This is a genomic window from Pseudomonas sp. CYM-20-01, from assembly GCF_023169845.1.
Classification (GTDB): Bacteria; Pseudomonadota; Gammaproteobacteria; order Pseudomonadales; family Pseudomonadaceae; genus Aquipseudomonas; species Aquipseudomonas azotoformans.
Genome location: NZ_AP025169.1, coordinates 2,481,050 through 2,493,165, shown reverse-complemented (window position 1 = coordinate 2,493,165; position 12,116 = coordinate 2,481,050). Strand labels below are relative to the sequence as shown.

At 60.5% G+C, this 12,116-nt stretch carries 14 protein-coding genes; 7 read left to right on the top strand and 7 right to left on the bottom strand.

Going from position 1 to position 12,116, the window contains the following annotated elements; genetic code table 11:
• Positions 1 to 42: 42 nt before the first annotated feature.
• Positions 43 to 795 carry a TerC family protein gene (locus M2497_RS11390; RefSeq protein ID WP_058425591.1) on the bottom strand — a complete coding sequence of 251 codons (753 nt, stop codon included), beginning with the start codon at positions 793 to 795 and terminating at the stop codon, positions 43 to 45.
• Between the two features lie 27 nt (positions 796 to 822).
• Positions 823 to 1,074 carry a hypothetical protein gene (locus M2497_RS11385; protein ID WP_248487533.1) on the bottom strand — a complete coding sequence of 84 codons (252 nt, stop codon included), beginning with the start codon at positions 1,072 to 1,074 and terminating at the stop codon, positions 823 to 825.
• A gap of 134 nt (positions 1,075 to 1,208) precedes the next feature.
• Here M2497_RS11385 and nhaR point away from each other — a divergent pair, with 134 nt between their 5' ends.
• A complete protein-coding gene (gene nhaR / locus M2497_RS11380; protein ID WP_248487531.1) occupies positions 1,209 to 2,111 on the top strand; it encodes a transcriptional activator NhaR in 903 nt (300 codons plus the stop codon).
• 4 nt (positions 2,112 to 2,115) lie between these two features.
• Here the strand turns inward: nhaR and M2497_RS11375 are convergent, their stop codons facing one another.
• On the bottom strand, positions 2,116 to 3,273 hold the full coding sequence (locus tag M2497_RS11375; protein WP_248487529.1) for an MFS transporter: 1,158 nt from the start codon (positions 3,271 to 3,273) through the stop codon (positions 2,116 to 2,118).
• A 239-nt stretch (positions 3,274 to 3,512) separates the two neighbouring features.
• Here M2497_RS11375 and sstT point away from each other — a divergent pair, with 239 nt between their 5' ends.
• Together sstT and M2497_RS11365 are read left to right on the top strand one after the other, a co-directional pair.
• Positions 3,513 to 4,733 (top strand): serine/threonine transporter SstT, encoded by a 1,221-nt coding sequence (gene sstT / locus M2497_RS11370; protein ID WP_248487528.1) that lies wholly within the window; start codon positions 3,513 to 3,515, stop codon positions 4,731 to 4,733.
• Between the two features lie 124 nt (positions 4,734 to 4,857).
• Positions 4,858 to 5,883, top strand: a complete 1,026-nt coding sequence (locus tag M2497_RS11365) for an IS110 family transposase (RefSeq protein ID WP_058426805.1) — start codon at positions 4,858 to 4,860, stop codon at positions 5,881 to 5,883.
• Between the two features lie 270 nt (positions 5,884 to 6,153).
• On the opposite strand, the gene M2497_RS11360 is transcribed toward M2497_RS11365, so the two are convergent.
• Positions 6,154 to 6,663: a DUF1993 domain-containing protein gene (locus M2497_RS11360; protein WP_248487527.1), complete on the bottom strand. Its 510-nt coding sequence runs from the start codon at positions 6,661 to 6,663 to the stop codon at positions 6,154 to 6,156.
• 116 nt (positions 6,664 to 6,779) lie between these two features.
• On the opposite strand from M2497_RS11360, the gene M2497_RS11355 reads away from it, so the two are divergent.
• On the top strand, positions 6,780 to 7,433 hold the full coding sequence (locus tag M2497_RS11355) for a DUF480 domain-containing protein (RefSeq protein WP_248487526.1): 654 nt from the start codon (positions 6,780 to 6,782) through the stop codon (positions 7,431 to 7,433).
• A 118-nt stretch (positions 7,434 to 7,551) separates the two neighbouring features.
• Here the strand turns inward: M2497_RS11355 and M2497_RS11350 are convergent, their stop codons facing one another.
• Positions 7,552 to 8,370, bottom strand: a complete 819-nt coding sequence (locus M2497_RS11350; protein WP_248487525.1) for a shikimate 5-dehydrogenase — start codon at positions 8,368 to 8,370, stop codon at positions 7,552 to 7,554.
• A gap of 156 nt (positions 8,371 to 8,526) precedes the next feature.
• On the opposite strand from M2497_RS11350, the gene M2497_RS11345 reads away from it, so the two are divergent.
• The 3 genes from M2497_RS11345 (at position 8,527) to M2497_RS11335 (ending at position 9,595) form a co-directional block, all read left to right on the top strand.
• Positions 8,527 to 8,901: a hypothetical protein gene (locus M2497_RS11345; protein WP_016980060.1), complete on the top strand. Its 375-nt coding sequence runs from the start codon at positions 8,527 to 8,529 to the stop codon at positions 8,899 to 8,901.
• Positions 8,902 to 9,126: 225 nt separating this feature from the next.
• Positions 9,127 to 9,321: a hypothetical protein gene (locus M2497_RS11340; RefSeq protein WP_010211349.1), complete on the top strand. Its 195-nt coding sequence runs from the start codon at positions 9,127 to 9,129 to the stop codon at positions 9,319 to 9,321.
• A gap of 91 nt (positions 9,322 to 9,412) precedes the next feature.
• Positions 9,413 to 9,595 (top strand): hypothetical protein, encoded by a 183-nt coding sequence (locus M2497_RS11335; RefSeq protein WP_248487524.1) that lies wholly within the window; start codon positions 9,413 to 9,415, stop codon positions 9,593 to 9,595.
• Between the two features lie 3 nt (positions 9,596 to 9,598).
• Here the strand turns inward: M2497_RS11335 and M2497_RS11330 are convergent, their stop codons facing one another.
• The gene (locus tag M2497_RS11330) at positions 9,599 to 10,666 is read right to left on the bottom strand and encodes an AI-2E family transporter (RefSeq protein ID WP_071495113.1); all 1,068 of its coding nucleotides are present in this window, start codon (positions 10,664 to 10,666) and stop codon (positions 9,599 to 9,601) included.
• 103 nt (positions 10,667 to 10,769) lie between these two features.
• Complete coding sequence (locus M2497_RS11325; protein WP_248487523.1) at positions 10,770 to 11,975, bottom strand: cytochrome c biogenesis protein DipZ; 1,206 nt, start codon at positions 11,973 to 11,975, stop codon at positions 10,770 to 10,772.
• Between the last annotated feature and the right edge of the window lie 141 nt (positions 11,976 to 12,116).

Genomic DNA, 12,116 nt, shown 5'->3' with positions numbered 1-12,116 from the left:
GCTGGACTCATCTGAGCGCAGCCGGCCGTTTGGTTTCAGCGGTTACTGCCGGGCAGCGAGCAAACGCTGGTGGCGGTTACGCCGGGCGATGTTCAAACATTCGATGGCCGCCGAGAACGCCATGGCCGCGTACACGTAGCCTTTCGGTACATGGGCGCCGAAGCCTTCGGCGATCAGGGTCATGCCGATCATGATCAGGAAGCCCAGGGCCAGCATCACCACGGTCGGGTTGTCGTTGATGAACTTGGCCAGCGGTTCGGCCGCCACCAGCATCACGATCACCGAGGTCACCACGGCAATGATCATGATCGGCAAGTGCTCGGTCATGCCCACAGCGGTGATGATGCTGTCGATGGAGAACACCAGGTCGAGCAACAGGATCTGCCCGATGGCCGCGGCAAAGCCGATGGCCACGACGTTGCCGGCGTTGGTTTCCTTCTCTTCAGGCTCCGGGTCCATGCTGTGATGGATCTCGGTAGTGGCCTTCCACACCAGGAACAGGCCACCGGCGATCAGGATCATGTCCTTCCACGAAAACGCCTGGCCGAACACTTCGAACACCGGCGCCGTCAGTTGTACGATGAACGCGATGGTGCTGAGCAGGCCCAACCGCAACACCAACGCCATGCTGATACCGATGCGTCGCGCCTTGGCCCGATGCTTTTCTGGCAACTTGTTGGTGAGGATCGAGATGAAGATCAGGTTATCGATGCCCAGCACGATCTCCATCACGATCAAGGTTGCCAGGGCAATCCAGGCGGTGGGGCTGGCGGCCAGTTGTAAAAGGTAATCCATAGGTCAGTCCTGACGTTGAGCGGGAATTTAGGCTTCTTTACTGTTCGATTCGGTTTCGTTCTCTTCCTGATCATCCTTCTTCTGCGGGTTGATCAGGCCGTTGGTCGCTTCACTCAATGCCTGTTCGGCAGCCTTGTGGGTGTCATCGATCGCTTGCTTGGCCGATTCGGTGGCCTTGCCCAACACCTGCTGTGCGCTTTTCTCGACCTGATCACAACCACTGACCACTACCAATGAAAGCGCAAGCAAGGATGCCGCGCCCAGGGAATTGAGTTTCATGATGTCTTCCTCGTTAGAACCCTTGGGTCCAAATAGTGGCCCCGCGATAGCGAGGCATTCTATGCAGGCAAACAGTTCAGTAAAATTCGTATTTTTCTCGTGTATACTTCGATTTTTACGAAGTGATGGCGAGCATGCTCAATTATCGACAACTGCACTACTTCTGGGTGGTGGCCAAGACCGGCAGCATCGTGCGTGCGTGCGAGCAGTTGAACCTCACGCCCCAGACCATCAGCGGGCAGATCAGCCTGTTGGAGCAAACCTTCGGTATCGCGCTGTTTCAGCGCGTTGGCCGGCAGCTGGAACTGACCGAAGCCGGGCGCCAGGCCCTGCCCTATGCCGAGCAGATGTTCCAGACCGGCAATGAATTGGAGGCGATGCTGCGCGCGCAGCCCGACGAACAGCAGATCCTGTTCCGCGTCGGCGTGGCGGACGTGGTGCCCAAGTCCATCGTCTACCGGCTGATCGCACCGACCATGGAGTTGAGCGAGCCGATCCGCATTACCTGCCGCGAAGACAAACTCGAACGCCTGTTGGCCGACCTGGCAATCCAGCGCCTGGACCTGGTGATTTCCGACAGCCCCATGCCCACGCACCTAGACATCAAGGGCTACAGCCAGAAGTTGGGCGAATGTGGCATCAGCTTTTTCGCCACCCAGGCCCTGGCTAACGAATACGGAGGGGATTTCCCGCAGTGCCTGCACGGCGCGCCGCTATTGATTCCGGGCGCGGAAACCGTGGTACGCAGCCGTTTGCAGCGCTGGTTCGCCGAGCAACAGATTCAACCGAAGATCATCGGCGAGTTCGACGACAGCGCCTTGATGCAGGCATTCGGCCAATCCGGCAGCGGGATCTTTATCGCCCCCAGCGTGATTGCCGACGAGGTGGTGCGCCAGTACGGCGTGGCGCTGATCGGCCAAACCGTGGCCGTGACCGAGTCGTTCTACGCGATCTCGGTGGAACGCAAGGTCAAGCACCCCGGCATCGTGGCGATTACCGAAGGTGCCCGGCGCGAGCTATTCACCACCCTGCCCTGACGGCTCAGGCGCCGGAGGTGAGCGGTTGCTTGGCGGTCATCAGCCACAACGCCAGCAGGATCGACACCAGGATAAACCCGGACGCCGCAAAGCCCAGGCTGCCCAGGCCGAGGGTGTCGATCACATGGCCGCCGACCATGGCGCCCAGGCCGATGCCCAGGTTGGCCCCGGCGATGTTCAGCGACGCAGCAAACGCTGGCGCATGGGGCGCGGCCTTCATCAGGCGCACATGGCTGACCAGGAACATCGCCGCCTGGGTTACGCCCCACACGGCCATCGCCGCCGCCAGGCCGATGCTCGAATGAATCGCCGGCACCAGCGCGACCATGCCGGCGATCATGAACCCACAGAACACCATGGACGCGATCAACGGGTGGCGATCCACCGCCCGTCCGCCCAGCGAATTGCCGATCAGGCCGACCGCACCGAAGCCCATCAGGCACCAGCCCACCAGCGTGCCGTCGAACCCGGCCAGGCGCTCGAGGATGTCCGCCAGGTAGGTGTACGCCGTGAACATGCCGCTGAACACCAGGATCGACAGCAGGATATGCCCCTGCATCAGCGGGTTGCGCAGGATCTTGAACTGCGCGCGCAACGTCACTTCATCGTTCTTCGGCTGGGTCACCGGCAGGTAGATAGACAGCAGCAAGGCCTTGGCCAGCGCGATCACCGCGAGGATGGCAAACGCGCTGCGCCAGCCGAACATATCTGAAATCAGCGTGCCCACCGGAATGCCGAATACCGTGGCGCAGACGATACCAAAGCCGATCTTCTCGATGGCGCGCCCGGCGAATTCGGGGCCGACGATGTCTACCGCCGTTTCGCTGGCCAGGGCCCAGAACACCGGTAAACCCAGCGCCGGGATCAACCGCGCCAGCGCCATCACCCAGATGTTCGGTGCCAGGGCCGCCACGGTATTGGCCACACCGAACAGGATCAGGATGCTGATAAACAGGCGCTTGCGTGGGAAACGTGCACAGTACGCCGTCAGAAACGGACCAAACGCCGCCACGGTAAACGCGAACAAGGTCACCAGCAGCCCGGCCTGGGACACACTGACATTCAAGTCGCGGGCGATGGACGGCAACAGGCCGACGATCACGAATTCTGTGGTCAGCACGGTAAAGCCGGCGGCTGACAGCAGCAGGATGGGAAACAACATGAAAACTCCAGAAACGACGACATCAACGACAACCCGAAGGGCCCGCTGACGGAGAGGAAAGATGAGAGAACAGAATCTTATCAGAGTATGTCCAGATTTGGCCAAGGCCTGGGCAAGCGGGTGACGCAATGCCGCACCGCCAAGGACTTTTCCCACAGCATGCTAGACTTCGCGATCCGCGTCCTACAGCCCTTTCCGAGTCAGTAGCTGCGCCCTAAAAAAACTAGAGACAAGTGTTTATGACTGCTGCCCCCTCTCTCCTGCAACGCCTGGCCCGCGTCAGCCTGGTCACGCAAATCGTCATCGGCCTGATCGCCGGCATCCTGTTGGCCCTGCTGCTCCCCGAAGTGGCACGCTCCACCGGGTTTATCGGCAAGGTATTTGTTTCCGCGCTCAAGGCCGTGGCGCCGATCCTGGTGTTTGTGCTGGTGATGGCATCCATTGCCAACCATAAGCATGGCCAGGAAACCCATATCAAGCCGATCCTGTTCCTGTATTTGCTGGGCACCTTTGCCGCCGCCGTGGTGGCGGTAGTTGCCAGCATGTGGTTTCCCTCTTCGCTGGTGCTGGCGACCCATGACGCAGCGGTGACCGCGCCCGGCGGCATCGGCGAAGTGTTGCAGAGCCTGTTGCTGAGCGTGGTGGACAACCCGATCAGCGCGCTGATGAATGCCAACTTCATTGGCATCCTGGCGTGGGCCATCGGCATGGGCATTGCCATTCGCCACGCCGCGCCGACCACGCGGGCGGTGCTGGAAGACCTGTCCAACGGTGTGACCCTGATCGTGCGCGTGGTGATCCGCTTTGCACCGCTGGGCATTTTCGGCCTGGTCGCCTCCACACTGGCCACCTCCGGCTTCGGTGCCCTGCTCGGCTACGCCCACCTGCTGGTGGTGCTGATCGGCTGCATGCTGTTCGTGGCGCTGGTGATCAACCCGGCCATCGTGTTCTGGAAACTGCGCCGCAACCCTTACCCGCTGGTGCTGATGTGCCTGCGTGAGAGCGGCATTACCGCGTTCTTCACCCGCAGTTCGGCAGCCAATATCCCGGTGAACCTGGCGCTGAGCAAACGCCTGGGCCTGCATGAAGATACCTACTCGGTGTCGATCCCACTGGGTGCCACCATCAACATGGCCGGCGCGGCGATCACCATCACCGTGTTGACCCTGGCCGCCGTGCACACCCTGGGCATCGCCGTCGACCTGCCCACTGCGGTGCTGCTCAGTGTGGTTGCGGCCATCTGTGCGTGCGGTGCTTCCGGCGTGGCAGGCGGTTCGTTGTTGCTGATTCCGCTGGCGTGCAGCCTGTTCGGCATTCCCAGTGAGATTGCGATGCAGGTGGTAGCGGTCGGTTTCATCATCGGTGTGTTGCAGGATTCGGCGGAAACCGCGCTGAATTCGTCCACCGATGTGTTGTTCACCGCCGCCGCGTGCCTGGGCAAGGAAGAACAGCCGGCTTAACCGTCGCGCACAAAAAAACCGGGACGGTTCCTACAAGAACCGCCCCGGTTAATGAGATGGTCACCCCCAACACCCTGTGAGGGCTACGCTTTCACAGGGTGTTTTGTTTTCGGAGGCCATCATCATGAGCGAGTCAGCACTGATCGGGATCGATCTCGGCAAACATAATTTCCACCTTCTCGGCCAAGACAAATCGGGCCGCGAGGTGTTTCGCAAAAAGCTCTCGCGAGCGCAGATGATGCGGTTCTTCGGCAACTTGCCGAGCTGCGTCGTGGTAACGGAAGCCTGTGCCGGCTCTCACTTCATCGCCCGTCAGCTTGCGGCGATGGGGCATACGACCAAGTTGATTTCACCGCAGTTTGTCCGCCCTTTCGTCAAGGGCAACAAAAACGACTTTATCGACGCAGAGGCTATTTGCGAGGCGGCTTCTCGTCCGTCCATGCGCTTCGTCACGCCTAAAACCGAGTCTCAGCAAACCCTGTCTGTTCTGCATCGCATGCGCGAGTCGTTGGTGCATGACCGCACCAAGACAGCCAATCAGATGCACGGTTTCCTGTTGGAATTTGGCATCAGCCTGCCCAAAGGCTTAGCCATCATGAAGCGTTTGGCAGCTGTTTTGGCCGAGCATGAGCTGCCTGCGCGGCTGACAGTGCTGTTGCAACGCCTGCACGATCACTTCGTTTACCTGGATGAACGGATCAAGGAACTGGACAAAGAACTGGCTTGCCAGCTGGCCGACGATGATCTGGGGAGTCGTTTGCTTAGCATGCCGTGTGTCGGCCCGATCACCGCCAGCCTTCTGGCTGTAGAAATGGGCGATGGCAAGCAATACCGATGCAGTCGCGATTTTGCGGCTTCAGTGGGCTTGGTGCCGCGACAGTACAGCACGGGCGGCAAAGCCAATTTGTTGGGGATCAGCAAGCGAGGTGACAAGCACCTGCGACAACTGTTGGTGCAATGCTCCAGGGTTTACATGCAGCGGCTGGATCACCAGAAAGGGGCTTTGGCCGACTGGGTGCGAGCGCTGCTGCGCCGACGACACTCGAATGTGGTGGCCTGTGCCCTGGCCAACAAACTGGCGCGTATCGCTTGGGCGATAGCGGCTCATCATGCGCAATATGAAGCAGGGCCAGACGCCTTGAACGCCTGACCCTGCGGTTGTTGCAGTACCACGACTCACCCTTCAGGTTTTGCGATAGCTGAACAACGGATGACGTGAACGGCCTACCGGCCTGGCGAAGATCCTGACATAAAAATCGGCTTCAGAAGCCGACGGGTTTTTAAGGATCGTCAGGCGCGACTCTCATCGTGGCGCTGGGGCAAGCCCCAAACAGACGCCGGATAGATTTAAGCAAGCCAACCACACCACCCGTTAATCAGTATTGCAAAAATGGGGGTGACCATAGATTTTTATGCGTGCTTAGAAAGCGCCCATGTAATCGCGCTTGCCCACTTCCACGCCGTTATGGCGCAGCAGCGCGTAAGCGGTGGTGACGTGGAAGAAGAACTGCGGCAGGCCGTAGGTCAGCAGGTAGGCCTGGCCGCTGAAGCGCTTCTCTTTCGGCGTGCCTGGGCGAGTGATGATCTCGATGCCTTCCTTGCCGTCGATCTGCTCAGGGGTGATGGTGTCGACAAAGGCCAGGACCTTGGCGATCAGCGCTTGCAGGTCGGCGAAGGTCACTTCGCTGTCTTCGTACTTAGGCACTTCGATCTCGGCCAGGCGCGCGGAAACGCCCTTGGCGAAGTCGACGGCGATCTGCACCTGGCGCACCAGTTGGAACATGTCCGGGAACAGGCGCGCTTGCAGCAAGGCGTTCGGCTCGATGTTCTTGGCGCTGGCGTGGGCTTCGGCCTTGGTCAATACACCGCTCAGGGCGGTGAGCATTTGCTTGAAGACCGGGATGGAGGCGGCGTACAGGGAAATAGTCATGGCAGTCTCATGGTTATGGCACGGTTTGAACCAGCGGCGATTATAGACATGCCGGGCGCTTGTCTTTTATTTTTTCCGGCTTAGGCTAAGGACCTCCACTGCATAGGGAACGCGCGATGACCGCCGAGCACGACACCGACACCCCTGAGCCGCGCCTGAACAGCACGGAAATCCGCATCCTGGGCTGCCTCATCGAAAAACAGGCGACCAACCCGGAAACCTACCCCCTGACCCTCAACGCCCTGGTGCTGGCCTGCAACCAGAAGACCAGCCGCGAGCCGGTGATGAACCTGAGTCCGGGCCAGGTCGGCCAGAGCCTGCGCGCACTCGAAGGCCAGGGTTTCACCCGCCTGGTGATGGGCAGCCGTGCCGACCGCTGGGAACACCGTGTAGACAAGGCGCTGGAACTGGTGCCGGCCCAGGTGATCCTGACCGGGCTGCTGTTTTTACGCGGGCCGCAAACCGTCAATGAACTGCTGACGCGCAGCGGGCGCATGCATGATTTTGAAGATGCCGAGCAGGTCGTGCACCAGCTGGAACGCCTGATTGCGCGGGGGCTGGCGTTGCTGGTGCCGCGCCAGGCGGGGCAGCGTGAAGATCGTTATACCCATGCATTGGGCGATCCGGCGGATATCGAGGCGATCATCGCGGCGCGGGGCAATCCGATGGAGCGCGGGGGTGTCAGTGGCGTGTCTGTCGAACGCATCGAAGAACTCGAAGCGCGAATTGCACTGTTGGAAGAGCGGCTGGCCAAATTGGAACCGCTGTAACGCGGAAAAAATGTGGGAGGGGGCTTGCCCCCGATGACGGTGTGCCAGTCAATAATTTCATTGTTGAGCTACCGCTATCGGGGGCAAGCCCCCTCCCACATATGATATTCGGGGTTCTTCAGGTTCGGGCGAACGCCACGGCTTTGGCGAACTGCTCCGGCGTCGGTCGCACCCCGGTATAGAGCACAAACTGCTCCAACGCCTGGATCGCAATCACTTCAAGCCCGGTAATCACGCGTTTACCTTGGGCACGTCCACGCACGATCAACGGGGTTTCGGCGGGGATCGCCACCACGTCGAACACCGTCTCGGCAGAATCCACTGCATCGGCGTCGAATGCCAATGCATCCGCCTCAGGCCCGCCCGTCATGCCGATGGGCGTCACGTTGATCAGCATCTGCGGGCGCAGGTCGCCCAGTTCCTCCCGCCATTCATACCCCAGGTTCTGCGCCAGCGCCCGGCCCGCAGTCTCGTTGCGCGCGACGATCACGCCATGGGCGTAGCCGCCATCGCGCAAGGCACTGGCCACGGCCTTGGCCATGCCGCCGCTGCCACGCAGGGCGAAGGTCGAGTCCTTTGGCACCGCATGCTTCTTGAGTAACTGCTCGATGGCGATGTAGTCGGTGTTGTAGGCCTTGAGGTGCCCGTCGGTGTTGACGATGGTGTTCAGGGAGTCGATGGCTTGAACCGAATCGTCGAGTTCGTCCACCAAGGCAATGGCGGCTTCCTTGAACGGCATGGAAACCCCGCAACCGCGTACGCCCAACGCCCGGATACCACTAATCGCGCCGGGCAAATCCCGGCTGCTGAAGGCTTTATAGTAGAAGTTCAGGCCCAGCTGTTCGTACAGATGGTTATGAAAACGCAGGCCGAAATTCCCAGGGCGCGCCGACAGCGACATGCACAGTTGGGTGTCCTTGTTGGGGTGCATCTGCATGGGTAACTCCTTTGAGTAAGCAAATCGGTACAGACCTTACACAACCTTTACCTAGCGGCCGTGCTGTTTTTCAGAAATACGTTGTCTTAAAAGTATCCCCGCGACATTACTTGAGTCTATTGATTGCAGACCACAAGCGCTGGGGCTAACCGAGGAATGACCATGATTCGTACAATCCCCAAGATCGCCTTGCTGGTTGGCGCACTCGCGATGGCAGGCCAAGCCTCCGCCCACGGTGGTGGTTGGGGTGGCCCGGCCGTATTGGGTGCTTTAGTCGGCGCCGCTGTCGTGGGCTCCGTGGTTGCCAGCCAGCCGCGTGAGGTCTATGTGCAGCAGCCGGTGTATGTGCAACCGCAACCGGTATATGCCGCGCCGCCGCCGGTTTATTACGCACCGCCACCGCCGGTGTATGTGCAGCAACAGGTTTACTACCGCCCGGCGCCGGTCTATTACGGCCCACCGCGTGGCTATTACGGTCCGCCCCGTGGCTACTACGGCCCTCCTCACGGTTACTATGGCCGCGGCTGGTAACCAGATCGTTCGAAACAGGCCTCGCGTGATTGCGGGGCCTTTTTTTGCCTGGAAAGTCCGGATTCAGGGCGTCAAGGTCGCTCTGGGGACAATGCCCAGCGCGTAATCGCACATCATCAACACCAATGTCTACTTGCCCGAACAGGCCTTGCGCTGTCATGTTTGTGTCACGAAACACTCCCACTATCGAGATTGTCCACCCAATAACAACAAGGACGACTGACCATGCCCACGCAAAACCCGCACCGCACCGCCGGCCTCTGTACGTCCAGCAAGGTCTACAGCGCCCTCACGGAACTCAAGCACCTGGAAGGCCACCGCAGCGCCAAGTTCCTCGCGTTGCTCGCGGAAAACCTGGTGCGCAAGGGGCTGCTCAGTGAGCAGGAAGTGGTGAACATGCTTGATCAGGTCGTGGACTGACGCCTCGCGTCGATGTCGACTATCGAGACAGTTGATTTTTCCTACGCCAGCCTGCGCCGTAAAGTGCCCCCAACAGCGATTGGAGGTCTTTATGCCCACAGTACAAATCATGTCCGTCATCGGCAGCGCCGTCCCCGCCCCGCTTCGCAAGCTGGGTCTGCTCGCCTGCTGGTACCTGGTACGCGATGGGGAAGCCATCAGCGGCCCACTGACCTCCCTGTCCGATGCCGAAAAACAACTGCAACACACCTCGACGTTCAAGCTCCACGCCTGATGTTCAGGGTAGTGGCAGTTTGACTCGCGGCTTGCTCTCCACGAACAGCGCCCAACTGGACATGAACAGCGCCGCCACCAGCGGCCCGATCACAAAGCCATTGAGGCCAAACACCGACAGGCCGCCCAGGGTCGAGATCAGGATCAGGTAGTCCGGCATCTTGGTGTCCTTGCCCACGAGGATCGGGCGCAGCACGTTGTCCACCAGGCCAATCACAAATACGCCAAACAGCCCCAGCACCACGCCCTGCCAGATCGCACCGCTCAGCAGGAAGTACACGGCCACCGGGCCCCACACAATCCCGGCGCCCACGGCCGGCAGCAACGACAGAAACGCCATCAGCACCGCCCAGAGCAACGCACTGGGAATGTCCAGGAACCAGAAAATCAGCCCGCCCAGCGCACCCTGGGTCACCGCCACCAGCACATTGCCCTTGACCGTGGCGCGCACCACCCGGTTGAACTTGAGCTGCAACCGCCGCTTCTGCGGCTCGGCCAGTGGCACCGCCGTGCGCACCTTGCGCACCAGCTCCGGGCCATCGCGCAGCAGAAAGAACAGCAAGTACAGCATGATGAAAAAACTCACCAGGAAATCAAACGTGCCCTGGCCGAAGCTGAACGCCTGGGTCGCAAAGAATTGGCTGCCCTGCATCGCGCTCTTGACGATCTTCTCGCGCAAGCCCTCCAGGTTGCCCATGCCGAAGCGGTCCAGCAGGTGCTGGAAGTACGGCGGCAACACGTTCTTGAACTGCTCGATATACCCGGCCACGTCCAGCTTGCCGCTCTCGATGTTCTTGTAGAGCGTCGCCCCCTCTTGCACCAGCAAGGCACTGGTGATGATCACCGGCAGGATCGCGATGACCAGGCAGGCGCTCAAGGTCGCCAGCGAAGTGAAGTTGCGGTTCCAGCCAAAGCGCTGCTGCAGTCGGCGCTGCATCGGGGCAAAGATGATGCCGAGGATCACTGCCCAGAACACCGCGCCGTAGAACGGCAGCAATATCCAGATAAACGCGATGGTCACCAGGCCCAGCAGCAACAGCAGGGTCTTGAATTGCAGGTTGGTTTGATTCATGTCCGGTCCATGTCAGAAAAGCACAGGGCCGGTATCGGCCCTGTTGCTTAGTCCGCAGCGATTCCTGGGAGTGCCGTTGGTTATCGAACAAGCGTAGACCCTATCACTGCGTGGCCTTGGCCTCATTCAACAGCGTCTGGATCATCTGCTCCTGGGCCTCGTACCGGCCTTCACCAAAATGCGTGTAGCGCACCTGCCCCTTGGCGTCGATCAGGTAATGGGCGGGCCAGTACTGGTTATCGAAGCTGCGCCAGATCGCGTAGTTGTTATCGATCGCCACCGGGTAGGTGATACCCAACTTGCGCACCTGGTCCTTGACGTTGCCGATGATGCGCTCGTAGCCGTATTCCGGGGTATGCACGCCAATCACCACCAGGCCGTCCTGCGCGTACTTTTTCGCCCAGGCCTTCACGTACGGCAGGGTGTGCTGGCAGTTGATGCAGTCGTAGGTCCAGAAATCCACCAGCACCACCTTGCCTTTCAAGGATTCGCGGGTCAGTTCAGCTGAATTGAGCCACTCGACCGCGCCGCCCAGCGACGGCATGGCGCCCCGTGGATTGTCCTGCGGATCGGCCTTGACCTTGCTCACCAGGTAATCCAACACCTTGGGCACGTTTTCCAGCAGCCCTTTTTCCAGGCTGCCAACGCCTGCGGACGAAGTGCCGGCGAGCAGGATCTTGTCAGCACCGGTAGCAATCACCACGGCCGCTGCCAGTACCGCCACCCCTGCCCCACGGCGCAGCCAACCGGTCAGCGGAATGGAGGCCTTGAGGCGATTGACCAGGCCGCGCCCGGCAACGATCAGGGCGCCCAGGGACAAGGCGCTGCCCAGGCCGTAGGCCACCAGTAACAGGCTGGTCTGCGCATTGGCGCCTTGCAGCATGGCACCGGTCAGGATCACCCCCAGGATCGGCCCGGCGCAGGGCGCCCACAGCAGGCCTGTGGCGACACCGATCATGACCGACTTGAGCGGACCCGACAGCGCACGGCTGTCAGGATCGATACGGTTGCCCAACAACACGAAGGGCCGTGCCAGCCAGCCACCGACCCGCGCCGAGATCAGCGACAGTGCAAACAACCCCATCACGATCAGCGCCACATGACGGCCTGTGTTATTGGCCTGTATCACCCATTCGCTGCTGACCACCGCCAGGCTGGAAATCAGTGCGAAGGTCAGCGCCATGCCGCCGAGGGTCAACAGGATCGAACGGCGACTGCGGTCGACGCCGGCGAACAGAAACGGCACCACCGGCAGGATACAAGGGCTGAGAACGGTCAGGATGCCGCCCAGGAATGCGACGAAGAGCATGGTGATCACCTTATTGATACGGGGCGCCCATTAAGACCGGGCGAGGTATCGCGCCTGTGTCGGAAAACCGCGCGGATAAATCGATACGTATCCACAGCCCTTGCCGATACACAGCGATACAAAAATGCGCAAAGCACGACT

Bases quoted from the DNA above. Each gene is read 5' to 3' on its own strand.
- M2497_RS11340 (WP_010211349.1), top strand. From the start codon at position 9,127: ATGCCCACGCAAAACCCGCACCGCACCGCCGGCCTCTGTACGTCCAGC.
- M2497_RS11350 (WP_248487525.1), bottom strand. From the start codon at position 8,370: ATGCAGATGCACCCCAACAAGGACACCCAACTGTGCATGTCGCTGTCG.
- M2497_RS11335 (WP_248487524.1), top strand. From the start codon at position 9,413: ATGCCCACAGTACAAATCATGTCCGTCATCGGCAGCGCCGTCCCCGCC.
- nhaR (WP_248487531.1), top strand. From the start codon at position 1,209: ATGCTCAATTATCGACAACTGCACTACTTCTGGGTGGTGGCCAAGACC.
- M2497_RS11325 (WP_248487523.1), bottom strand. From the start codon at position 11,975: ATGCTCTTCGTCGCATTCCTGGGCGGCATCCTGACCGTTCTCAGCCCT.
- M2497_RS11330 (WP_071495113.1), bottom strand. From the start codon at position 10,666: ATGAATCAAACCAACCTGCAATTCAAGACCCTGCTGTTGCTGCTGGGC.
- M2497_RS11365 (WP_058426805.1), top strand. From the start codon at position 4,858: ATGAGCGAGTCAGCACTGATCGGGATCGATCTCGGCAAACATAATTTC.
- M2497_RS11375 (WP_248487529.1), bottom strand. From the start codon at position 3,273: ATGTTGTTTCCCATCCTGCTGCTGTCAGCCGCCGGCTTTACCGTGCTG.
- M2497_RS11390 (WP_058425591.1), bottom strand. From the start codon at position 795: ATGGATTACCTTTTACAACTGGCCGCCAGCCCCACCGCCTGGATTGCC.
- M2497_RS11355 (WP_248487526.1), top strand. From the start codon at position 6,780: ATGACCGCCGAGCACGACACCGACACCCCTGAGCCGCGCCTGAACAGC.
- M2497_RS11385 (WP_248487533.1), bottom strand. From the start codon at position 1,074: ATGAAACTCAATTCCCTGGGCGCGGCATCCTTGCTTGCGCTTTCATTG.
- M2497_RS11345 (WP_016980060.1), top strand. From the start codon at position 8,527: ATGACCATGATTCGTACAATCCCCAAGATCGCCTTGCTGGTTGGCGCA.
- M2497_RS11360 (WP_248487527.1), bottom strand. From the start codon at position 6,663: ATGACTATTTCCCTGTACGCCGCCTCCATCCCGGTCTTCAAGCAAATG.
- sstT (WP_248487528.1), top strand. From the start codon at position 3,513: ATGACTGCTGCCCCCTCTCTCCTGCAACGCCTGGCCCGCGTCAGCCTG.